This window comes from Kitasatospora sp. NPDC059795 (assembly GCF_042732175.1).
Classification (GTDB): Bacteria; Actinomycetota; Actinomycetes; order Streptomycetales; family Streptomycetaceae; genus Kitasatospora.
Genome location: NZ_JBHWID010000002.1, coordinates 127,388 through 149,396, shown reverse-complemented (window position 1 = coordinate 149,396; position 22,009 = coordinate 127,388). Strand labels below are relative to the sequence as shown.

Here is a 22,009-nt window from a genome sequence, read left to right as displayed (position 1 = left end):
TCCGGTGGTGGAGATGCCGGGCAGGCCTTCCGGCCCGCCGTTGGTGCCCTCGGGGCGGGTGAACCTCATGCCGGCTCCCCGGGGTCGGGGCGGCGGGCGAGGTCGCTCATCCGCACCAGCAGCGCCACGATGATCCAGTTGGTGACCACCGAGGACCCGCCCTGCGCGATGAACGGCAGCGTCATGCCGGTCAGCGGGATCAGGTCGAGGACGCCGCCGGCCACCACGAACACCTGGATCGCGACCAGCGCGGCCAGGCCGATGGCGAGCAGCCGCCCGAACGGGTCGCGCAGCGCGATGCCGGTGCGGAAGCCCCGGGAGACCAGCACCGCGTACAGCAGGAACACCGCGAGCAGGCCGGTCAGGCCGAGTTCCTCGCCGACGGTGGCGAGGATGAAGTCGGACTTGGTGGCGAAGCCGATCAGCGCGGAGTGCCCGAGGCCGAGGCCGGTGCCGAGCTCGCCGCCCCAGGCGAACGCGAACAGCGACTGGGCGATCTGGTTGGCGCCCTGCCCGGCCTCGATCGACGCCAGCGGGTGCAGCCAGTCGGTGACCCGGCTGTGCACGTGCGGCGACAGCCAGCCCACCCCGACCGCGGCGACGGCCGACAGCAGCAGGCCGATGACGATCCATCCGGTGCGGGCGGTGGCCACGTACAGCATCACCACGAACAGGCCGAAGAACAGCAGCGAGGTGCCGAGGTCGGTCTCCAGGACCAGCACGCCGACGAATGCCGCCCAGATCAGCAGCACCGGCCCGAGCACCCGGCCGAGCGGCAGTTGGAACCACAGCACCCGGCGTCCGGTCAGGGCGAGCGCGTCGCGGTGCGCGGCCAGGTACGCGGCGAAGAAGATCGCCAGCAGGATCTTCGCGAACTCGCCGGGCTGGAAGGACAGCGGGCCGAGCGTGATCCAGATCCGCGAGCCGTACACCGGCGGGAAGAACACCGGCAGCACCAGCAGGACGAGGGCGACGAACGCGCCGATGTACGCGTAGCGCTGGAGCCGGCGGTGGTCGCGCAGCAGGAGCAGCACCGCGATGAACAGGCCCACGCCGAGGGTGGACCAGAGCAGTTGGGTGGGGGCGGCCTCGTGCTGCGGGGTGTTGCGGTCGAGCCGGTAGATGACGACCAGTCCGATGCCGTTCAGCAGCAGCGCGATCGGCAGCAGCAGCGGGTCCGCCCACTTCGCCCGCCAGCGGACCGCGCCGTGCGCGAGCAGGGCCAGCACCCCTAACGCGGCGCCGTACTGGGCGGCGTCCGGCGGGGCCTTGCCGTCGATGTTGACGCCGACCTCGACGTAGCCGAACACCGCCAGCCCCACCGCGGCCACCACCAGCACCAGTTCGGTCCACCGCCGGGGCCGCCGCCCGCCGGGCGCCCAGGTCGCGGAGTCAGTGGCCACCAGTCGTCCTCGCCGACTCGTAAGGGCAGGGACGGCGGGGCGCCGGGCGATGCCGCCCGGCACCCCGCCGGTACTTCCTGGGGGAACGTCAGAGCGTGGACGCGGGGTTCGCCGCCTTGGCGATCTCCCGCAGGTGCTCCTCCTCCTCGTGGCTGAGCGAGGTCTGGATCAGCTCGCCGCCGAACTGGGCGACGGCCGGGATCACCTTGTCCTGGGTGGCGGTGCGGACCAGCGCGAACACGGCGGCGCTGCCCGGGGCCAGCTTCTCGCCGACCTGCCGCATGAAGTTGTCGTCGACGCCGGTGTCGGTGGAGGAGCCGACGGCCGCGCCGGTCGCGCCGCCGATCGCCGCGCCGATGAACGGCATCAGGAACAGCAGGCCGATGACGCCGCCCCACAGGGCGCCGGAGGCCGCGCCGACGCCGGCGTTGGAGACCGCCTGGTGGAGCTTGATCTTCCCGTCCTCGCGGCGCTCGACCACCACGATGTCCTCCAGGTCGATCAGGCGCTGCTTCTGCAGGCCGATCAGCTCGTCCCGGACCCTCCGCGCGGTGGCGACGTCGGGGTAGGCGATCGCGAACAGGTTGCTCACAGCGGGGTCCTTCCGGCAGGGCATTCGGGCACGTCACCAGCACCCTAGCCAGGATTCGCCATATTTAATCCGATCCGCTGCGGTGTGTCCGGTTCCCCGGCCGCTCACTCGCCCCGGCGCACCGCCACCGCCACGGCCGCCCACCAGGCGGCGGCCGCGAGCAGCACCGCGCCCGGCAGCGTCCACCACGGCGCGGACAGTCCGCCGTGCCGCGCGCCCAGCACCAGCGCCCGCACCACCGCGTTCGCCGGCGACCCCGGCACCAGCAGCACCAGCACCATCGCGCCCAGCGCCAGCGGCACCGCGTACTGCGCGGACGCCACCACCGGACGGTTGCACACCGCGCCGACCGCCGCGCCCGTCAGCACGCACACCAGGGTGGCCAGCACGCCGCCCGCCGCGGCCGCGCCGCCACCGCCGCTGCCCACCAGCAGCACCGCGGCCAGGCCCGCCGCGCCCAGCGCCAGCCCGGCCAGCGCGGCGGCCAGCAGCGCCGACAGGTGCACCCGCCGCCAGCCCGCGGCCGCCACCAGGCAGGCCCGGGACTGCGCGGGCTCCGCCGTCACCGCCGACCGCACCAGCCAGCCCGTCACCGGCACCAGCAGGCCCGCCGAGAACGCCGCCGCCGACAGCGCGTCGTCGCCGCCGGACACCCCGAGGCCCATCAGCACCAGGTACGCCAGCCCGGGTGCCAGCCAGCGCTGCGAGCGCAGCAGCAGCTCCAGGTGGTAGCGCGTCAGCATCCGCAGCGTCATCGGGCGTTCTCTCCCCGGACGGACCTGATGTGCACCGGCGGGTGCGCGGCCAGCAGGCGGCGCAGCAGGGCGTCGGAGTGCGCGGCCGGCACGTCGAGCCGGGTGGCGCCGTCGGCCAGCGGTTTGCGTTCGGGGCGGCCCGGCAGCCACTCCGGGAGCGTCTCGGCCTCGACCACCAGCACGGTGCGCGGCCCGTCCGGGTCGGCGGCCTGCACCGGGACCTCGTGCAGCACGCCGTCGCCGACCCGGTGTCCGCCGGTGGTCAGGCCCGCGAGGCGGGTCGGGTCGTGGTCGACGAACACCACCAGGCCGCCGGCCGCGGCGCGTTCGGCGACGGCGGCGTCGAGTTCGGCGCGGGCGGCCTGGTCGAGGCCGGTCCATGCCTCGTCCAGCAGCAGCAACTCGGCTTCGGCGAGCAGGGCTTGGGCCACGGCGACCTTCTGGCACGTCCCCTTGGAGAGGCGGCCGATCGGGGTGCTCGCGAAGCCGGCGATGCCGAACCGTTCCAGCCAGTGGTCGGCCCGCCGGCGCGCCTCCCCGGCGGCCAGGCCGCGGATCCGGCCCAGGTGGCACAGGTAGTCGCGGGCGTCGAACGGCAGCGCGGGCGGGAACCGCTCCGGGACGTACGCCCGGCTCTCCGGCGCCTCGACCGTTCCCCGTTCGGCGCGCTCGATGCCGGCGAGCAGCTTCAGCAGCGTCGACTTGCCGCTGCCGTTGGCGCCCTCGATCCGCACCAGGCCGCCCGGACGGAGCGTCAGTTCCACCTCTCTCAGCACCCACGGACCGCCGCGTGCGTAGCGTTTCCCGACCCCCGCCAGACGCACCGTCATGCGCTCTCCCCGCCTGCTGTGCCGACCAGTTCAGGGTACGTCGCGCCCACCACCCGCATTGGGCGATTGCAACTGACGGTCCCTAGGATGCGGACGGTGATCACCCTTACCAAGAAACGACGGACGGCCCGCGGGGCCGCCCTGCTCGGGGCGCTGACGATAGTCGCCGGCACCGTGCTGAGCACGCTGCCCGCGTTCGCCGACGAGCCCGGGGCCCCGCCCGCCGCGACCGAAGCGCCCAAGGTCGACCTCGTCCTGGACGGGTCGGGGTCGATGCGGACCGCCGACATCCAGGGCAAGAGCCGGATCTCGGTGGCCCAGCAGTCCATCAACGAGGTCATCGACGCGCTGCCCGCCGAGACCGAGTTCGGTCTGCGCACCCTTGGCGCCACCTACCCCGGCAACGACCAGAAGGAAGGCTGCAAGGACACCCAGCAGCTCTTCCCCGTCGGCAAGACCAACAAGGTCGAGGCCAAGACCGCCGTCGCCACCGTCCGCCCGAGCGGCTGGACGCCGATCGGCGTGGCGCTGCGGGCCGCCGCCCAGGACCTCGGCACCGGCCCGACCACCCGCCGGATCGTGCTGATCACCGACGGCGAGGACACCTGCGCCCCGCCCGACCCGTGCGACGTGGCCCGCGAACTCGCCAGCCAGGGCATCCACCTGGTGATCGACACCCTCGGCCTGGCGCACGACGACAAGACCCGCCAGCAGCTGCTGTGCATCGCCAACGCGACCGGCGGCACCTTCACCGACGTCCGCTCCCAGGAGCAGCTGACCCAGCGCGTCAAGCAGATCGTCACCCGCGCCCAGGACACCCACACCATCACGCCCGCCAAGGTGGCCGGCGCCGAGCAGTGCACCAACGCGCCGATCCTGACGCCCGGCGTGTACAGCGACCGCGAGAAGTTCTCCGAGCACCGGGTGTACCGGGTGCCGGTGAAGGCCGGCCAGGAACTGCGCGCCTCCGTCAGCGTCACCCCCGACCGGGCCGTCGCCCGCGACTACGGGGTGATGCTGCAGGCCACCGACACCAGCGGCCAGGAACTGGTCCGCGGCAACGACGCCGGCTCCGGCCGCACCGACGTGGCGTCCACCGGCCTCCGCTGGTCCGCGCCCGGCGCCGAATCGGCCTCCCCGTCGCCGAGTTCCAAGACCGGCGCGGCGAGCACCGACCGCACCGTCTGCCTGATCGTCAGCAACTCCTTCGCGGGCCAGAGCAACGTCCAGGCCGACGCCGGCCTGCCGCTGGAACTGACCGTCGACGTCGCCGCCGCCTCTCCCGCGCCCGACGGGCCCGCGATGGGCCTCGGCCGCGGCTGGATCCTGCTCGGCGTCCTCACCCTGGCCGGCCTGCTCGCCGGTCTGATCTTCGGCTGGCTGGCACGCTGGCGGATCGCCGTCTGGCGGGAGAACTGACGATGCGCAAGCTCTTCACCCTCGCGGCCCCGGCCGCCGCACTCACCGGGCTGCTCCTGCTGGCCCCCGCCGCCACCGCGGCCTCGCCGTCGCCCTCGCCGTCCGCTTCGGCGAGCGGCAGCGCGAAGCCGGTGGTCAACTCGGTCGGCACCAGCTTCCTGACGGCGACCACGCTGGCCGCCGGGCAGGACGCGGACGTGCCCGTCTCCACCGGCGACTACCTGTACTGGGCGTTCCCGGCCTCCGAGGGCCAGACCGCGACCGTCGAGGTCAAGGTCACCCTGCCGGAAGCCGCCGACCGGCACGGCGCGCAGACCTGGACCGTCGAGCTCTTCGACGGCCTGCGCCGCCGCCAGGCCTGCACCGCCGGACCGCAGAACGGCACCGCCGAACAGACCGCCACCACCCTGGCCCTGAGCTGCACCCTCCGGCAGATCCGCGCCTGGGCCGAACCCTGGTCCGGCGACCCGCTGGCCGGCACCTACTACGTCCGGCTCTCCACCAGCGACATCCCGCAGCAGGACCTCGGCCTCGCCTCCCAGGTCCACGTGCACGTCGCCACCAAGGGCGGCGTCAACGACGCCCAGCCCGAAGGCGGTTCGCTCAAGGCGCCGCTGGTGCCGCCGGTCAACGCCGGCTCCACCGCGACCGGCGCCGCGACGCCGGCGCCCAGCGCCGGCACCACCTACGCGGCGACCCCGGTGACGGAAGAGACCCACTGGTACTCGGACCTCTTCTCCGGCTGGAACACCCGCTGGTGGTGGACCATCGCCGGCGGCATCCTCGCCGCCCTCGCCGGCGTCCTCGGCTACACCCTCACCCGCCACCCCCGCGGCCACCGGCCGCACTATCACGGGCCTCAGCAGTAGGGCGTGAAACAGGGGCGTAGGGAACTGCGCTTGTCGCGCAGTTCCCCACGCCCCGGTCCGTTCACCCCCTGAGCGTCGCCAGGATCCGCACCGCCGACATCCCCAGTTCCGCCGTCACCGGGACCTCCGAAGCGAAGTGGCGCTTGAGCACGTCCTCCGTGTACCGCCGGCACTTCCGGTGCCAGTTCAGGACGGCGGCCATCCAGTCCTCCAGCTCGTGGACGTACCCGTCGAGCGCCTCCGACGTCTCCCCCTCGATCGCGAAGTCGTGCTTGAGCAGCGGGAGTTCACCGTTCACCACGTGCTGGAACTGGCTCAGCCGGGAGCCCATCAGGTCGGCGACGATGTCCACCGCGACGGGGTAGTCGCAGGAGAAGAAGTTCTCCACCACCCGGACCAGGTTGTGGACCTCGCCCTCGTACTCGATCTCCTTCTGGTACGAGTGCAGGTCGTTGACCAGGCAGGCGTAGTCCGCCGCGGAGTTCTCGATCGCCCGCATGGTGCCGCTCTCGTACACCTCGTCGGGGATGGTATCCCCGCGACCGAGCCGGGACAGGCTCATCGTCAGGTCGGAGCCGAAGGTGGCGCGTCGCATCTCGATGTAGTCGACGGGGTCGGGGATGCGGTTCTGCGCGCCGTTGGCGAGTTCCCACAGCCAGCTGTCGATCATGTCGCCGACGGCCTTGCGGAACTTGGTCCGGGCGCCGGCGGAGAACGGCACGATGGTGCGCTGCCAGAGGTCGGCGAGGCCGGCTTCCAGGGCGTTGCGCGGTTCGAACGGGAGGCTGCCGTCGAGCGTCATCAGCGCGTAGAGCCGCTCGTTGGCGGCCTTCGCGCCGGCCAGGTCGCGGGGGCGGCCGAAGACCGGCGGGTAGTAGTCGTCGGCGTAGGTGCCCCAGGTGAGCCAGGCGGAGCTGAGGTCGAGTTCGGCGGGGGTGCCGTCGGGGTCGATGCCGGCGGCGCAGAGCGCGAAGTCGTAGTCGCGGAGCTTCTGTTCGTTCCAGATGTCGGAGGCGGGGACGCCGGGTTCGGGGTCGAGCAGGCCGAACTCGCGGGCCCAGCGGACGACGTACTCGCGGGAGCCGTCCAGGTGCGGGTTGATCGAGAGGGCGTACGGCATCGGGAAGTCGGGCATCAGCGAGGGCCCGACCTTGCGGTGCGGGATGTTGGTGAAGCTGCGCAGGCCTCGGATGCCCGCCGCGAGGCGGATGTTGGCAGCGGAGGTGCCGAGGCCCTTGGGGCCGAGGACGGGGGCCGCGGCGCCGCCGCCGTTCATGTAGCGGCTGGAGCGCAGGTGCCATTCGTGGCCGCCGGACTGCCAGTCCTGCATGCCCTTGACGTAGGCCAGGACGCGGGCGATCGCCTCCGGGTCCAGCGCGTACTCGGCGAACAGGCCGGGGAGTTCGGTGAGCGCGGTGTTCTCGAACTGCTGGAGGCGGGACGTCAGCAGGTCGTTGACGGCGTCCGCGGCCTGCTGGGTGGAGCAGCCCAGGAAGGTCTCCAACACCAGGACTCCGTTGGAGAGTTCACCCTCCTCGCCGATCTCGCGTTCGTACGAGAACAGGTCGTTGCGCAGGTGGACGCCGTCGGAGAAGGCGTCCCGCAGCACCCGTAGCGGCCGGGAGTACGCGACCTGCTCGGGCACCTCGGCGTTCGCGGCGTACTCGATCAGACCGGCCGACCAGGGCGCGCCGCCGACCTTGCGGCGCATCTCGATGTACTCGACCGGGTTGGAGACCCGGCCCTCGTTGATGTTGGAGAGCTCCCACAGCGACTCGTTCAGCAGGTGCCGGGTGGACTCGGCGAACCGGGCCCGCCAGTCCGCCGACATGTGCGGGACGGTGCGCTGCCAGAGGTCGGCGAGGCCTGCCTCGACGGGGTTGGTGGGTTCGGGGAAGCCGTCCGCGAGGTCCATCGGCATGAAGGCGGGCAGCCGGTCCAGGTACGCCTTGCCGCCCTCGCGGTCCAGGGTGCGCTTGAAGATCTCCAGGAAGTGGTCGTCGAAGAAGAACACCCAGGTGTACCAGTCGGTGACGAGGTCCAGTGCCTCGCTGTCGCAGTCGGGGTGGGTGTAGGAACAGAGCAGCGCGTAGTCGTGCGAGTCGAGATCGTGCTCCTCCCAGATGCCCGACCCCTCCAGCATGCCCAAGTCGCGCGCCCACTCCTTGGTATGCACCCGCGCCTTCTCGTAGTGCGGGTTGATGCGCGCCGGATACGGCACGTAGAAGTCCGGCAGTTCGAACGGCTGAGCCACTGGGTCCCGCCCCTTTTCGACGACAGAGATCGGCGCGATGCCTAACGAGCCCTCCGACCCTCGGTCACCACCACCCACATCCGCCGCCCACCCGCCACAATCCACCCATACGAGTGAACCCCGCCCGCCTGACGCATGCGCGCCCGCTTGTAATAGTCCCAGTCGTACACTGGCGGCATGAAGCCCACTCGTGCCGGAGGCACCGAGAACATCTCCGTCTCCTTGCCCACCGACCTCCTGACGGAGCTCCGCTCGCGAGCCGGACGCCGCGGCGTGTCCGGCTACATCGCCGAGGCGGTCAGGCACCAGCTCGCCATGGACGGTCTTGCCGACATCGTCGCTGCGCACGAGGCCGAACACGGCGCACTGACGGAGCAGGAGGTGGAAGAAGCCCGCCGCGAACTGTTCGGGGAAGACAGCTTCCGGGAAACCGGACGGGACGCCGCGTGAAGGACCAGCCTGTCCGCTCGCTGGTGCTCGATTGCCAGGCGTTCTCCCTGCTCCTCCGCAATGACCGCCGGATGGCGGCCCGCATCGAAGCCTCCCGGCAGTCGGGGGTTCCCGTCCTGGTGTCCGTCCTGACCATCGTCGAGGCAGTGCAGGGGAAGACGGACGTGGCCCGGTTGAACTGGCTCCTCTCCCGGCTGCGGGTGGAACCGGTCAGCCAGGAGGACTCGCTGACCGCAGTGGCACTGCTTCGGGACGCAGGAGAACTGCACGGACACAAGTACGCCATCGACGCCCTCGTCTCGGCACTCGCGCTCCGCGCTCCGGGCCCCGTCGTTGTCCTGACCTCCGACCGTGACGACTGGTCGAAGCTCTGCGGAGACCGCGTCATCGTCAAAGAGCTGTGACGGCCGGGACCCGACAGGGCCGCATGTTCAACACCGGCCGGCGATGTCCGACCCCTCCGGCAGACTTGGCGCCGCCCGTCCCCCGCGCGTGAGGAGTTCCGCATGGCGTTCACCGACGAGACCTGGCGCCTGACGCACGGGGAGGACGTGGTCGGCGAGATCCGCATCACCGATGCCGACTTCCCCTGGCTGTACGGCGACTTCCTGCCCGGCCCGGGCTGGGCGGCGGCCGAACCCGGGTTCGCGGAGAGCCGGCGGCTGGCCCGGGCCGAGGAGTGGGAGGACTGGGACCCGTTCTACACCGCGCTGGAGAAGAACTACACCCTGCACGCCCCGGAGGGCCCGGTCGCCGAGTTCCTGCTGCACATCGAGCCGCCGCACGCGTGGTTCCGGTTCAGCGAGGAGCCGTTCGAGGACGACTGACGCCACGTCGGTCAGGGTTGCTGGGCGGTGAGCTCGACCGGGCCGTACTTGCTGCTGCCCCACTCGAGTTGCCAGCCTCGGGCAGCGGTGAGGGCGGCGAGGCCTTGATCTTCGAACGCCGAGCGCAGGGTACCTTCCGCCGCCGAGGGCCGGGTCAGGGCAGCAGGAGGGCGAGTGGTCGCGCGGAGCTGCGCGGGTCGAGGCGGAAGCTCCAGTCGGCGGGCACCAGCAGGCACTGGGCGGTGCGCAGGCGGAGGGTGCTGCGGTGGGCGGCGGAGCCCGGTGGCGGGCTCAGCTGGATCTCGGCGGCGCCGCTCCGCTGCACCAGCAGGACCGCCACCCGGCTGCGCTGCCAGGGCCCGGCGGGGCGGTCGGGGACGGCGAGGACGGGGCGGGCCAGTGCGCGTTCGAGGGCCGCGGCGAGCTCGTCGGCGGAGGCGTCGGGGGCGGGGTCCTGTTCGCTCCACATCAGCGCCGGGCGGGTCCGGTCCGTGCCGGGTCGCAGGAATGCCGCCAACTCGGCGATCTGGCTGTCACGTTCAGGGGCGGACCGGTCCGCCCCTTCGTACCACTGCACGACTTGCCGTCCTTCCGGGCCGGGCGCCGAGCGATCCCTGACGCCGCCGGATCATCCTGGGCAGCCGCGGCCGCGGCCCGCCAGTCACGGGATCACGTGACACCGCGCCCGGCCGGGGCGGCGGCCGTCCGGACGGAGTTCGGTCGGTTCGTCCGGTTCTGCCCCCTGTTCACTTTGCTGCCAGCGCAGTTGATGAGGTGGGCGAACCGTGGTCCGGGGTGGTCCGCCCGGACATGCTGAGTGCAGGCCGATCAGCCCGACAGGCCGGCTCCCCTCGTTCCGCAACCGCCCTCGGAGGCCTTCATGAAGCGCGCCCTCGCCCTCGTCGCCGTCACCGCCGCGGCCCTGTTCGTCGCCGTTGCGCCGGCCTCCGCCGACACCGCGCCCGCCTCCGCCGACACCTCCGCCACGCAGCAGCTGCTGTCGGCCGACCGGCCGGCCACCCCGCTCAACGGCGACACCTCCTGGGGCGGCGCCTGCGAGACGCCGCACTGCTCCCCCTGGCAGTGATCCGCCCCGGCCCTGATCCACCCCCGGCCCTGACCCGCCCCTGGCTCCGACCCCCGCCCCAACCACCTCGCACCCGGGAGTCCCCGTGCCCCTCGCCACCGCCCAACACGTCATGTCCGCAAGCGAGTTCAGCCGCCGCGAGCTCCAGGTCCTGCGCCTGGTCGGCGAGGGCGCCAGTTACGCGACGATCGCCCGCCGGCTGGGCCTCAGCCCGCACACCGTCGACACCTATCTGCGCCGGATCCGCGCCAAGTCCGGTGTCAGCTCGCAGGTCCAGCTCGCCCTGCTGGCCTCCCGGCTGCCCGAGCAGGCCGCAGCCTGAAGCCCCGGCGGGGGTGTATCTGGGTGCACCCCGGCCGGACAGGTGGGTGCAGTGGCAGGGGGCCGTCGGCCCGGGATCGTCATGGGTGACAACGACGGTCCCGTCCGAGAGGCGAACTCCCCCATGCAAGAAGAACGACCCAGCTGGCTCGGCCCCGCCGGACTCTTCCTCACCGTGAGCTTCGTGGCCTCCGGCCTGCTGCTCGTGGTCCAGCCGTTCACCGGCCTGCCCGGCGAGGTGCTCGAACTGGTGCAGTTCGGCCCGGCGGTGGGCGTGGCCGCCGTCGCCCTGGTGCGGCCGTCGCTGGTGCGCGGACTGCTGGCGGGCGGCGGGGCGCGCGGCCCGCGGGCGGCGGTGCTGCTGAGCCCGTTGGCGATCGCCGCGCTGGCGGTGGCGGGCACGCTGCTGCTGCACGGCAGCGTGCCGATGCGCAGCCCGGGTTCGCTGGCCGCCCCGTTCGGGGTGGTGGCGGTGGCCCAGTTCGTGGGCGCGTGCGGCGAGGAGATCGGCTGGCGCTGCCTGCTGCAGCCGCTGCTGCGGACCCGTTTCGGCGCGCTCGGCTCGTCCGTGGCGGTCGGCCTGCTGTGGGGCGCCTGGCACGTGCAGGTCTTCGCCCAGGCCCCGGCGTACGCGGCGGGCTTCCTGGCGGCGACGGTCGCCATGTCGGTGCTGCTGGGCCTGGCCTGGGAGCGGATCGGCGCGCACCGGCTGCTGGTCGCGGGCGGCTTCCACACGCTGATGAACCTGGGCATGCTGCTGTTCCTGGACGAGGAGTCCGGCGCGGTGGAGCCGATGGTGCTGTTCGGCGTGGCGAGCGCGCTGGTCGCGCTGCCCTGGGTACTGGCTGCCCGTCGCCCGGCCCGCACGGATAGGCTCGCGACGACATGACGGATCGACAGAAGCGCTTCGCGGGCCCGCTGGTCGCCCTCGGCCGCTGCCACGTGCTGTCGTTGGCCACCCTGGTCACGGCGGTGCGCGGGCTCGCGGCGCTGGGCGCGCTGATGCTGCTGCCGGTCGGTCTGGGCCTGCTGCTGATGCCGTCCACCGCCCGGATGCTGCGCCGTGGCAGCGATCTCGAACGCGACCGCACCGCCCGCTGGACGGGCACCGTGATCGACGACCCGGAGCCGCTGCCCACCGCCCCGACCGCCAACGGCCGGGCGGTGGCGGTGCTCGGCTCGACGGCGTTCTGGCGCGACCTCGCCTGGGCCGGCCTCGGCCCGTGGAGCGCCGGCCTGCTGGTCGCCGTCCCGCCGACGCTGGCCGGCTACGGCGCGTTCGGCGCGCTGGTGCAGCCGTTCCTGTGGCCCCTCCTCGGCCCGGACAACTGGTACGCCTTCGTGCCGGTCGACTCCACCGGCACCGCGCTCGCCGCCGCCGCACTCGGCGTGGCCTTCTTCGCGCTGGCGCTGTGGCTGTCCGTCCCGGTGCTGGTCCGCTACGGCACCTGGACGGGGCGACTGCTGGGCGACCCGTACGCGGCCCGACTGGAGCGCCGGATCGGCCAGTTGACGGACAGCCGGGCCGACGCGCTGGACACCCAGGCCGCCGAGCTGCGCCGGATCGAACGCGACCTGCACGACGGCGCGCAGGCCCGGCTGGTCGCCCTCGGCCTGAGCATCGACCGCGCCGAGCGGCTGGTCGACAGCGACCCGGAGGCGGCCCGCCTGCTGCTCGGCGAGGTCCGGGCCGGCTCCCAGCGGGCCCTCCAGGAGCTGCGCGACCTGGTCCACGGCATCCTGCCGCCGGTGCTCGCGGACCGCGGCCTGCCCGACGCCGTCCGCTCGCTCGCACTGGACGCCTTCCTGGACGTCGAGGTGGACGCGGAGCTGCCCGGCCGGCTGCCCGCCGCCGTCGAGGGCGCCGCCTACTTCGCCATCGCCGAGCTGCTCGCCAACGCCGGCAAGCACTCCGGCGGCCGCACCGTCCTGATCCGGCTGCGCCGCACCGGCGACCTGCTGCGGGCCACCGTCACCGACGACGGCCGGGGCGGCGCCGACCCGGACCGCGGCTCCGGCCTGGCCGGGGTCCGCCGCCGACTGGCCGCCTTCGACGGCACCCTCGCCCTGGTCAGCCCGCCGGGCGGACCGACCACCGCGACCCTGGAGCTCCCGTGCGCGTCGTCCTCGCCGAAGACCTCTTCCTCCTCCGCGACGGCCTGAGCCGCACCCTCGCCGAGCACGGCTTCGAGGTCGCCGCCGCCGTCGAGACCGGCCCCGAACTGCTGCGCGCCCTGCGCGAGTTGCGCCCGGACATCGCGGTGGTCGACATCCGCCTGCCGCCCACCCACACCGACGAGGGCCTGCAGGCCGCACTCACCGTCCGCCGCGAACGCCCCGCGCTGCCGGTGCTGGTGCTCTCCCAGTACGTGGAGCAGCTGTACGCGCAGGAGCTGCTCGCCGACGGGCAGGGCGCGGTCGGCTACCTGCTGAAGGACCGGGTCACCCACACCGCGCAGTTCGTCGACGCCGTCCGCACCGTCGCCTCCGGCGGCACCGTGATGGACCCCCAGGTGATCGCCCGCCTGATGGCCCGTTCCACCGCCCGCGGCACCACCGCCGAGCTGTCGCCGCGCGAACTCGACGTGCTGCGGCTGATGGCCGAGGGCCGCTCCAACGCCGCCGTGATGGCCGAACTCCACATCAGCGAGAGCGCGGTGGCCAAACACACCGCCGCGATCTTCGGCAAGCTCCGGATCGACAACACTCCGGACGCGAACCGCCGGGTGCTGGCCGTGCTCGCCTACCTGAAGCGCTGACGGAAGCGCCTGCGGAAGCGGTGGCGGAGGCGTCGGCAGGGGCGCTGACGCCCCGGTGCCCGGCCCGGGCCGACCGGGCTCGTAGAGTCCTGAGGGTCCGCCGCCCGCCGCCCCCGGAGTCCCCCTTGCTCGCCGAACCCTCGTCCGTGCCGTCGCCGCCGCCCGCCGCCGACGGACGCCGAACCGACGGGGGTCGCGAGGCGTTCTTCGACAACGCCAAGCTGCTGGCCCTGGTCCTGGTGGTCTGCGGGCACTTCTGGGAGCCGCTCGCCCGCCAGTCCGGCCACCGCGCGGTGCACGCGGCCTACCTGCTGGTGTACGCCTTCCACATGCCGGTGTTCGTGTTCGTCTCCGGCTGGTTCTCCCGGTCCTTCACCGGCCGCCCGCAGCAGCTGAACCGGCTGATCGGCGGCGTGCTGGTGCCGTACCTGCTGTGGACGACGCTGCTCGGCGGGTACACGGCCCGGCTGGACGGGCGTCCGTTCGCGCTGGACCTGCTCACGCCCGCCTGGGTCACCTGGTTCCTGCTGTCGCTGTTCCTGTGGCGGCTGAGCGCGCCGCTGTGGCGGCAGCTGCGCGCGCCCGTCACCGTCGCCGTCGCGGTCTCGCTGCTCGCCGGCGCGCTGCCGCTGACCCCGCAGCTGTCGATCGGCCGGACCCTGCAGTTCCTGCCGTTCTTCGTCGCCGGCCTCACCCTGGACCGCGACCGGGTGCTCGCCCTGCGCGGCAACCGCACCCTGCGGGCGGTCGCCGTCCCGCTGTTCGCGCTCGCCGCCGTCGCCGCGTACTGGGCGGCGCCGCGCCTGGACGCGGTCTGGCTGTACCGCAGCGCGAGCGCCGCCGGCCTGCACAGCGGCTACCTGCGCTGGGCGGCCCTGTCGCTGGCCGTCAACCTCGCCGGGGCGCTGCTCGGCACGGCCTTCCTCGCGCTCACGCCGACCCGGCGCGGCTGGTTCACCGCACTCGGCGCGGCCGGCATGTCGGCCTTCCTGCTGCACCCGTTCGTCCAGCTCGCCCTGGTCCACCGGGGCGCCTACACCGGGGCGTTCCTCACCTCCGCCGCCGGCCAACTCGCCCTCACCGCCGGGGCCGCCGCCCTCGCCCTGCTGCTGTCCGCTCCCCCGGTCGCCCGCCTGCTGCGCCCGCTGCTCGCCCCGCGTCTGGGTTGGCTGCTGCGCAACTGAGCACCCGCGCCCGGGTATTGACGGAACCCGACCGCCGCCGCACGAGTGATCGCTAAGCTGCGGGGCGGTGGTGGAGCGATCACGGAGGAACGGCTTGCACGGCGAGTGGATCAGGGTGCCGGTCGGCGACGACTCCGCCCGGTGGACCACCCGGGGCGAATGCCGGCGGGTCCTGCTGGTGGTGCACAACGTCACCGCGGCGACCCGGCTGCTCGACGTGGTCGGCCTGTTCCGCGACGACCTGCGGGTGCAGCTGCTCGCCACCTGCCCGGGCAGCTCGCCGTTCCGCTCCGGCCTCGCCGAACTCCTCGCGGCCCTGGGCGTCCCGGTCGTCCCCTGGGAGCAGGCCCTGTCGCTCAGCCCCGAGTTGGCGATATCGGCCAGCTTCGGCGGCCAACTCCATGAACTCAAAGGCCAGTTGACGGTCCTCTCGCACGGCGTTGGCTACAATAAGAAGCTGGCCGCAGACCCGCAGACCCGCAGACCCGCAGACCCGCAGACCCGCAGACCCGCAGACCCGCCGGTGTTCGGGATGTCCCGCGAGTGGCTGCTGCACGACGGCGTCCCGGTCGCCGATGCCCTGGTGCTGTCCCACCCCGGTCAGCTCGACCGTCTCGCCGCGGCCTGCCCGGAGGCGCTCGGCACGGCGGTGCTCGCCGGTGACCCGTGCTTCGACCGGATCCTCGCGGCCCGCCCGCGCCGGGACGCGTTCCGCCGCGCGTTCGGGGTCCGCTCGGGCCAGCGGCTGGTGGTGCTGAACTCGACCTGGAACCCGACCTCGCTGTTCGGCGACGGCGGCCCGGACGACGTCCTGCCGCTGCTGCTGTCCCGCCTGCCGGAGCTGCCGTTGGACGAGTACCGGGTCGCCGTGGTGCTGCACCCCAACGTGTGGCACGGCCACGGCCCGGGCCAGGTCCGGCTGTGGCTGGACGGTGCGCGCCGGGCGGGGGTGACGCTGGTGGATCCGGTCGCGGACTGGCGGCAGGCGCTGATCGCCGCCGACGCCGTGATCGGCGACTTCGGTTCGGTGAGCTACTACGCGGCGGCGCTCGGCACCCCGGTGGTGCTGGCGGCGGCCGGGTCCTCGGTGCTCGCCGACGGCTCGCAGGTCGCCGAGTTCGTCCGGGAGGCCCCGAGGCTGGACCCGTACGCGGCGCTCGCCCCGCAGCTGGCGGAGCTGCTCGACCGGGGTCAGGTGCCCAGCGGCCCGGCCGGGTCGACCACGTCCTGCCCGGGCGAGTCGGCCGGGCTGCTCCGCGCCCTGTTCTACCGTTCGCTGGGCCTGCCCGAGCCGCCCGCGCCCGCCCTGTTGGACCCGCTGCCGCTGCCCGACCACCAGCCGTCCGAGGTGACGGCGCCGGTCCGGGTGCTGGCCGACGTCCGCGCGGACGGTACGGTCGACGTGCGGCGGTTCGCCGGGGCCCGGTACGAGCCGGAGGGCCCCGGCGCCGGGCAGCTGGTCGTGCACGAGGACACCCTGGACCCGTCCGCCCTGGCCCTCGCCGACGTGATCGTCCGGCACGGCGGCACGGCCGACCCCCGGCTCGGCCCGCCGCTGGCCTGGGCGAAGCGCGCCCTGGCCCGGCACCCGGGCTGTGCGTTGGCCGTCCAGGTCACCGGCCCGACCACCGCCACGGCCCGTCACCGTTCGGGCGTCGAGCTGGAGTTGTCCGCCGAGTTCGAGGGCGTCGACCCGCTCGCGGCGGCCTCCGCGCTGCTGGCGGCCGGGCCCGCCCCGGGGGTGCTGACGGTCCGCACCGGCGGGGCGGTTCACCGGGTGGCGGTCACTCGTCCTCGTTGACGCACAGCGAGCGCAGCACCGCGATCGGCATCAGGTGGAACACCGCTCCGCCGCGCTCCAGCAGCACCCCGGCCTCGTCCAGCAGCGGCAGCGCCTGCGGCCCGTGGCCCTGGTCGACGAGGGTCTGCGCCAGGTCGGTCAGCGCCCGGGCGGTGTTGTACGCCTCGCCGGTGCCGCGGAAGTACCCGACCGCCCGCTCGATCGCCGCCCGGGCCTCCTCGAACCGGCCCGCCCCGCGCAGCGCCCGGCCGCGGTGCCGGTCGAGCAGCGCCCGGGCCCGCGGCAGGTCGGCCTGCCCGACGCCGTCGGCCCCGATCCCGTCCAGCAGTGCGGCGGCCTGCTCGAAGCACGCCAGCGCCTCGGTGTAGCGCCACTGCCGCAGCCGCAGCAGCCCGAGGGTCTCCACGGCGGTGGCCTGCCCGCGCAGGTGGCCGACCGCCCGCTCGGCGTCGGCGGCCAGTTCGAGCTGCTGCTCGGCCTCCCCGTACTCCTGCAACTCGGTGAGCGCCAGCGCGAGTTGGACGTGCATCCGGGCCGCCGTCCGGGCGTCGGCGGCGGCCCGCGCACCGGCCCGCAGGGCGGGCAGCAGCTCGTCGTGCCGCCCGGCCTTCAGCTGCACCGCCCACAGCGCCTCGACCAGCTGGCACACCAGCTCGGGTGCGGCGAACTCCTCGGCGGCGGCCACCGCCTCGACCAGGTTGGGCAGTTCCGCCCCGAGCACGGCCAGCGCCTCGGCCTCCCCGGGGTAGCGGTCCGGCCCGATCTCCGCGTACAGCGGTCCGAGGTGCCAGCGCTGCGGCAGCGCCGCGTGATCGGCGCCGACGGCCAGCCGCAGGTAGTGCTCGACGGTGCGCCGCACGGCCCCCGCGCAGGCCGCCAGCCCGTCCTCCTGGACCGCCAGCGCCTCGGCATGCCGCCGGACGGCCGGCCGGTAGCGGTGGCGGCCGTCGAGGGCGGTCTCCAGCAGCCCGGCGTCGGCGAGTTCGGCCAGCGCCTCGACGGCCTCCGCCTCGGTCAGCCCGCTGGCGGCCGCCGCCGCGGCCGACCCGATCGCGGGCCACCGCCGCAGCGAACAACTCCGGTACACCAACGCGGTGTTGACCGCCAGCCTGGCGTACCGGTCGGCGTTGGCGGCCTGCACCGGATCGACGGGGAACGGCCCGGCGACCGCCCTCGGCGCACTGTCGCCGAGCACGGGTGCGGCGGCCCGCAGCGCGAACGGCGAGCCGGCGCAGCGCTCCAGCACCCCGGGCAGCGCGGCCTTGGCCGCGCCGACGGCGTGCTTGCCGGCCAGGTCGGTGAGCAGCCGCCGGGCGTCCTTGTCGGCGAGCGGCCCGACGGGGACGTTCAGCGCGTCCAGCCCGGCCAGCGGACGGCGCGCGGTGACCACCGTGACCACGCCGGGCGCGGCGGTGAGCAGCGGCCGCACCTGGGCGGCCGAGCGGGCGTGGTCGAGGACGACCAACAGCCGCCGCCCGGCGAGCAGTTGGGCGTAGCGTTCGGCGCGGTCCTCGACGGTGGCGGGCATCCGGTCGGCGGGCACGCCGAGCTTCTGCAGGAAGCGGCGCAGCACGGTGGCCGGGTCGGCGGCGCCCTGCGGCCCGGCGGCGCGCAGGTCGGCGTACAGCTGCCCGTCGGGGAAGCGGTGGGCCTCCCGGCCGCCCCAGTGGATCGCGACGGCGCTGGTGCCGATGCCGTCCGGACCGTGCAGCAGCACCTGCCGGGGCCGCCCGTCGGCCTTCCGCCCGGCTTCCCTGTCGAGCGCCGCCAGCGGCCCCTTGCGGTCGGTGAAGTACCGGGTCGAGGCGGGCAGCAGCCGCGGCGCCTCGTCCGGGGCCTTCGTCTCCCCTTCCGCCAGGCCGTTCAGCCAGGCGGCCAGCGCCCGGGCCTGCGCCGGGTCGCGGTGGCCGCCCTCGACCAGCAGCCGGGCGAGCTCCTCGCGCTCCTCCGGCCCGTCGGGCAGGGCGAGTTGGCGTCCGGTCACCCGCTGGGCGAGGTTGCCGATCGACTCCCACGCCCACTTCCCGGCCTCTCCGGCCATCGCCGACCCGACCGCACCCAGCACCCCCGCGACCGCCGAGACCGACAGCGGATCGATCATGCCCACCCCTCAGAACCGTGCCCGAGCCTTCCGCGCACACCACCTGACGCGCCCAACGGTAGCCTGCACGCCACCCTCCGTCAGCACACGCCGCGTCAGCCCGCGGGCTCCCGGGGAACGGCCGCGGGACCGGGCCAGTCGTGCCGGGGCAGCCGGGTGCCGAGGTCGGTGAAGAACCGTTGCGGGGTCCAGAGTTCGTGGTTGCCGACGACGAACAGCCGCCGCTTGGCGCGGCTGACGGCCACGTTCAGCAGGTTCGGCCGCTGCGCCGCCCACTCCCGCGCGCCGGGCGAACGCGGGTCTGTGCCGAGCATCAGCACGACCACGTTGGCCTCCTTGCCCTGGGTGGTGTGGACGGTGCCGACCCGGTCCCCCGCCAGCAGCCCCCGACTCGCCCGCCGGGCCCCGGCCACCACCGCCCGGAACGGGCTGATGACGTACGCCTCGCGGTCCAGGTCGATCCCGTCCCGCCGCAGCCGCTCCAGGATCTGACGCAGCGCCAGCCCCTCGTCCGGGACCCAGTGCCCCTCGTTCTGCGCGGAGCCGACGTGCACCCAGGAACTGCCGGGGCCGTACGCGTACGGCTCGGGGTAGTGGGTGCCGTTGACCATCAGTCCGTCGTAGGCGATCACGTTGCTGACCGCGAACATCGGGTTCTCGCACCGCCGGTGCACCCGCAGCGGCGCACCGACCCACACCTCCGTGGAGCCGTCGGGCAGTTCGGCAGGCAGCGTGGTGCCGTACCGGGTGGCCCGGTCGGCGACCTGCTGGACGGACGTCCAGCCGGGCAGCCACTCCTCGGCCACGCCGTACTGCCGGCGCAGCGCCTGCTGCGCGGTGAACGGGACGGTCACCACCGGCTCCAGCTGCAGCGGGTCGCCGACCACCACGGCCCGGCGGGCCCGCCACAGGCCGCCGACGGCCAGCTGCGGACTCGCCTGGCCCGCCTCGTCGATGAACAGCCAGCCCAGTGCCTCCGCGCCGAGGCCGGTGAACACCCGGTCCAGCGAGGCGAAGGTGGTGGACAGCACCGGCACCACCAGGAACAGGCTCTGCCAGGCCGCCAGCCGCGCATCCTCCGGCACCGAGCCGGGGGCGGCGCCGCGCACCACGTCCATCGCGGCCCGCAGGTTCTCCGCCATCGTCCGGGCCGTGCACTTCAGGAACGCCTTGTGGAGTTCCAGCGCGGCGAGGAAGACCTCGGTGCGGGCCGCGGAGATCTCCTCGTCGGCCCACGGCGAGGACAGTTCGCGGGCCTCCTCGTCGTCCACCGCGGCCGGGTCGGGCACGTGCGCGCCCCAGCGCCCGCGCCCCCGCTCGGCCGCCTGCTGCGCCGCCTCCGCGTCCGCCCGGGCCGCCGCCAGACCGGCCGTCAGCCGCTCGTACGCGTCCTCGGCCCGCGCCGCCCCGGCCGCGGCCTCCCGCTGCCGGGCGTGCGCGGCGTCCGCCCCGCCGAGCGCCAGGCCCTCGCGCTCGGCGTGCTGCTGGTCCAGGCCGTTCCAGTCCCGCGCGGCCCGGCCCACGGTGACGAGGGTGTCCATCAGGCCCGGACGGCGCGCATGGTGGGCCTGCCGCAGCTCCGACACCCGGTCCAGGTGCGCCTGCGCCTCGCGGGCCGCGCCGTCGGCCTCGCCCGCCTCCCGCCGGCAGCGGTCCCGCAGCCCGGCGGCCGCGGCCTCCTCCTGCTCGGCCCGCGCGACCCGCGCGAGCGCGGCCGGGCCCTCCCGGAGCGCCTCGGCACAGGCGGCCCGCTCCGCGACCAGCCGGTCCACGGCGGCCAGTGCGCGCAGGAACCGGTCCTTGGCGTCCTTCCAGACGCCCTTCTGCGACTCGCCCTTGTACGCCGACAGCACGTGCGACAGGCCCTGCCCGGTGTCCTGCCAACCCGATCCCCTGACCGGCGGCAGGTCCGGGGACTGCGGCAGCGTCGGGTCGCTCGGCAGGTACTTGCCGTGCCAGAGCCGGTTGACGAACGCGACCCGGTTGGCCTTGTTGCCCAGGTGCGCGGCGATCGTGCCCCAGGCCGGCGTCCCCTGGAGCAGCCGGGTGCCCTGCTCGGCGAAGTAGTCGGCGTCCTCGCGCCACTGCGCGGCCAGCGCGTCCCGGGCCGGGATCTCCTTCGAGATGTTCTCCACCGCGCCGTTGTTGGCCGAGGCGACCACCATCTCGAACCCGGTCAGCTCCGGCCGCAGCGGCACCACCTTGCGGGTGTAGTCGCCGCTCTTCCACACCAGCGGGGCGCCCACGAACCCGTCCGACGGCAGCCGCAACGCGGCCAGCGCCCGCGCCCGCTCCACCACCCGGTCCGCGATCGCGTCCCGCAGCATCGTGGTCTTGCCGGTGCCGGGCGGGCCGTTCACCGCGAACACCCCGCCCGCGGACGTCAGTTCGGCCCGGATCGTGTTCACCGCGAACTGCTGGCTGAGCGCCAGCGGATACTTCGCCGCCGCCGGCCACCGCCCCGCCGGCGACAGCCCCGGCTCGACCCTCCCGAGCGCGACGCCCGGGTGCTCCCGCAGATCGATCCGGGCGGCCCGGTCCCGCGACGCCCCCGGCGTCAGGTACTCGGCCAGCGCCCGGCCCGGCGGCCTGCCCGCGAGCGCCTTCGCGACCCGCTCCAGGTCCGCCGCGACGAAGCTGTTCAGGAAGTCCTGCTGATCCGCGTCCTGCGCCCGGTCCTTGCGCACCTGCACGCTCCGCACCCGCAGACCGGCCGGCCCGAGACCGCTCTCCACCCCCCACGCCCGGGCGAGCTCCCCGACGAACGCCAGCAGGTCCGCCGCGTCCACCACCGAACGGTCGTCCGCCACCCGGTGCCCCAGCCGGGAGGCCCGGGCCACCCACTCCGCCTCGTCCGCCGCGAACCCGTCCAACCACCCCGGCCGGTTCACGTCCCGCCCCAGCGCCCGGCCCACCGCCCAGCCGCACGTCGACACCACCGGCGAATCCGCCAGCACCGACCCGCGGTCGTCCACCGTCAACGCGAACAGCGCGGCCCGACTGTCCAGCCGCCCGTCATGACTCTCCGGGTCCCGACCGAACACCTCCATCAGCACCCCGCGCACCTTCGCCAACGGGAACAGCCCGCCGTACACCACGTGCTGCCACACGAACCCCGGCGCCGGCTCGCCCCGACGCAACCGGTGCCCGTCCTCCCACGGAAGCAGCCCGCCCCCGTCCACCTCGAACACCCGCTGCTGCTCGTCCACCCCCGGCACCGCCTGAGCCCCGAACAGCTCCACCGCCCGCCAGAACTCGACCACGGCCGCCGCCCGTTCGACCCCGCCCGCCATGCCGCCCTCCCGAATCGCCCCTACAACGCAAGAAGTCCCGCCCGGATACCCGGGCGGGACTTCT

General features: G+C 74.3%; 20 protein-coding genes. 12 read left to right on the top strand and 8 right to left on the bottom strand.

Annotated elements, in window-relative coordinates; all coding sequences use genetic code 11:
- Positions 1 to 65: 65 nt before the first annotated feature.
- From ACFV4P_RS04635 to ACFV4P_RS04620, 4 genes are all read right to left on the bottom strand, one after another.
- Positions 66 to 1,403 (bottom strand): FtsW/RodA/SpoVE family cell cycle protein, encoded by a 1,338-nt coding sequence (locus ACFV4P_RS04635; protein WP_380467360.1) that lies wholly within the window; start codon positions 1,401 to 1,403, stop codon positions 66 to 68.
- Between the two features lie 88 nt (positions 1,404 to 1,491).
- A complete protein-coding gene (locus ACFV4P_RS04630) occupies positions 1,492 to 1,995 on the bottom strand; it encodes a DUF1269 domain-containing protein (RefSeq protein WP_380467358.1) in 504 nt (167 codons plus the stop codon).
- Between the two features lie 104 nt (positions 1,996 to 2,099).
- A complete protein-coding gene (locus ACFV4P_RS04625; protein WP_380467356.1) occupies positions 2,100 to 2,750 on the bottom strand; it encodes an ABC transporter in 651 nt (216 codons plus the stop codon).
- On the bottom strand, positions 2,747 to 3,580 hold the full coding sequence (locus tag ACFV4P_RS04620; protein ID WP_380467354.1) for an ATP-binding cassette domain-containing protein: 834 nt from the start codon (positions 3,578 to 3,580) through the stop codon (positions 2,747 to 2,749). The genes ACFV4P_RS04625 and ACFV4P_RS04620 overlap by 4 nt, the downstream gene beginning before the upstream one ends.
- 87 nt (positions 3,581 to 3,667) lie before the next feature.
- On the opposite strand from ACFV4P_RS04620, the gene ACFV4P_RS04615 reads away from it, so the two are divergent.
- Positions 3,668 to 4,999 (top strand): VWA domain-containing protein, encoded by a 1,332-nt coding sequence (locus tag ACFV4P_RS04615; protein WP_380467352.1) that lies wholly within the window; start codon positions 3,668 to 3,670, stop codon positions 4,997 to 4,999.
- Positions 5,000 to 5,001: 2 nt separating this feature from the next.
- Entirely contained in the window at positions 5,002 to 5,868 is an 867-nt protein-coding gene (locus tag ACFV4P_RS04610) for a peptidase (protein ID WP_073811318.1), read from the top strand.
- Positions 5,869 to 5,929: 61 nt separating this feature from the next.
- Here the strand turns inward: ACFV4P_RS04610 and ACFV4P_RS04605 are convergent, their stop codons facing one another.
- Positions 5,930 to 8,122: a germacradienol/geosmin synthase gene (locus ACFV4P_RS04605; RefSeq protein WP_380467350.1), complete on the bottom strand. Its 2,193-nt coding sequence runs from the start codon at positions 8,120 to 8,122 to the stop codon at positions 5,930 to 5,932.
- A 177-nt stretch (positions 8,123 to 8,299) separates the two neighbouring features.
- Here ACFV4P_RS04605 and ACFV4P_RS04600 point away from each other — a divergent pair, with 177 nt between their 5' ends.
- The 3 genes from ACFV4P_RS04600 to ACFV4P_RS04590 all read left to right on the top strand — a co-directional run bounded on the left by ACFV4P_RS04600 (position 8,300) and on the right by ACFV4P_RS04590 (position 9,399).
- Positions 8,300 to 8,572 carry a hypothetical protein gene (locus ACFV4P_RS04600; RefSeq protein WP_073811322.1) on the top strand — a complete coding sequence of 91 codons (273 nt, stop codon included), beginning with the start codon at positions 8,300 to 8,302 and terminating at the stop codon, positions 8,570 to 8,572.
- Positions 8,569 to 8,976, top strand: coding sequence for a PIN domain-containing protein (locus tag ACFV4P_RS04595; RefSeq protein WP_380467348.1), 408 nt, complete (start codon positions 8,569 to 8,571; stop codon positions 8,974 to 8,976). The genes ACFV4P_RS04600 and ACFV4P_RS04595 overlap by 4 nt, the downstream gene beginning before the upstream one ends.
- 102 nt (positions 8,977 to 9,078) lie before the next feature.
- Complete coding sequence (locus ACFV4P_RS04590) at positions 9,079 to 9,399, top strand: hypothetical protein (protein ID WP_380467346.1); 321 nt, start codon at positions 9,079 to 9,081, stop codon at positions 9,397 to 9,399.
- 154 nt (positions 9,400 to 9,553) lie between these two features.
- On the opposite strand, the gene ACFV4P_RS04585 is transcribed toward ACFV4P_RS04590, so the two are convergent.
- Positions 9,554 to 9,976, bottom strand: coding sequence for a hypothetical protein (locus ACFV4P_RS04585; protein WP_380467344.1), 423 nt, complete (start codon positions 9,974 to 9,976; stop codon positions 9,554 to 9,556).
- A gap of 303 nt (positions 9,977 to 10,279) precedes the next feature.
- Here ACFV4P_RS04585 and ACFV4P_RS04580 point away from each other — a divergent pair, with 303 nt between their 5' ends.
- The 7 genes from ACFV4P_RS04580 (at position 10,280) to ACFV4P_RS04550 (ending at position 16,551) form a co-directional block, all read left to right on the top strand.
- Complete coding sequence (locus ACFV4P_RS04580) at positions 10,280 to 10,486, top strand: hypothetical protein (RefSeq protein WP_380467342.1); 207 nt, start codon at positions 10,280 to 10,282, stop codon at positions 10,484 to 10,486.
- A gap of 85 nt (positions 10,487 to 10,571) precedes the next feature.
- Positions 10,572 to 10,808 carry a response regulator transcription factor gene (locus ACFV4P_RS04575; protein WP_380467340.1) on the top strand — a complete coding sequence of 79 codons (237 nt, stop codon included), beginning with the start codon at positions 10,572 to 10,574 and terminating at the stop codon, positions 10,806 to 10,808.
- Positions 10,809 to 10,931: 123 nt separating this feature from the next.
- Positions 10,932 to 11,696, top strand: a complete 765-nt coding sequence (locus ACFV4P_RS04570; protein WP_380467338.1) for a CPBP family intramembrane glutamic endopeptidase — start codon at positions 10,932 to 10,934, stop codon at positions 11,694 to 11,696.
- Entirely contained in the window at positions 11,693 to 12,970 is a 1,278-nt protein-coding gene (locus ACFV4P_RS04565; RefSeq protein ID WP_380467336.1) for a histidine kinase, read from the top strand. The genes ACFV4P_RS04570 and ACFV4P_RS04565 overlap by 4 nt, the downstream gene beginning before the upstream one ends.
- On the top strand, positions 12,922 to 13,566 hold the full coding sequence (locus ACFV4P_RS04560; RefSeq protein WP_073811333.1) for a response regulator transcription factor: 645 nt from the start codon (positions 12,922 to 12,924) through the stop codon (positions 13,564 to 13,566). Before ACFV4P_RS04565 ends, ACFV4P_RS04560 begins: the two co-directional genes overlap by 49 nt.
- Before the next feature lie 125 nt (positions 13,567 to 13,691).
- A complete protein-coding gene (locus ACFV4P_RS04555; protein ID WP_380467334.1) occupies positions 13,692 to 14,750 on the top strand; it encodes an acyltransferase family protein in 1,059 nt (352 codons plus the stop codon).
- 94 nt (positions 14,751 to 14,844) lie between these two features.
- Positions 14,845 to 16,551, top strand: a complete 1,707-nt coding sequence (locus ACFV4P_RS04550) for a hypothetical protein (RefSeq protein ID WP_380467332.1) — start codon at positions 14,845 to 14,847, stop codon at positions 16,549 to 16,551.
- Here ACFV4P_RS04550 and ACFV4P_RS04545 read toward each other — a convergent pair.
- Together ACFV4P_RS04545 and ACFV4P_RS04540 are read right to left on the bottom strand one after the other, a co-directional pair.
- A complete protein-coding gene (locus ACFV4P_RS04545; RefSeq protein WP_380467330.1) occupies positions 16,535 to 18,652 on the bottom strand; it encodes a tetratricopeptide repeat protein in 2,118 nt (705 codons plus the stop codon). The genes ACFV4P_RS04550 and ACFV4P_RS04545 overlap by 17 nt on opposite strands.
- A gap of 95 nt (positions 18,653 to 18,747) precedes the next feature.
- Positions 18,748 to 21,945 carry a DEAD/DEAH box helicase gene (locus ACFV4P_RS04540; protein WP_380467328.1) on the bottom strand — a complete coding sequence of 1,066 codons (3,198 nt, stop codon included), beginning with the start codon at positions 21,943 to 21,945 and terminating at the stop codon, positions 18,748 to 18,750.
- Positions 21,946 to 22,009: the final 64 nt, after the last annotated feature.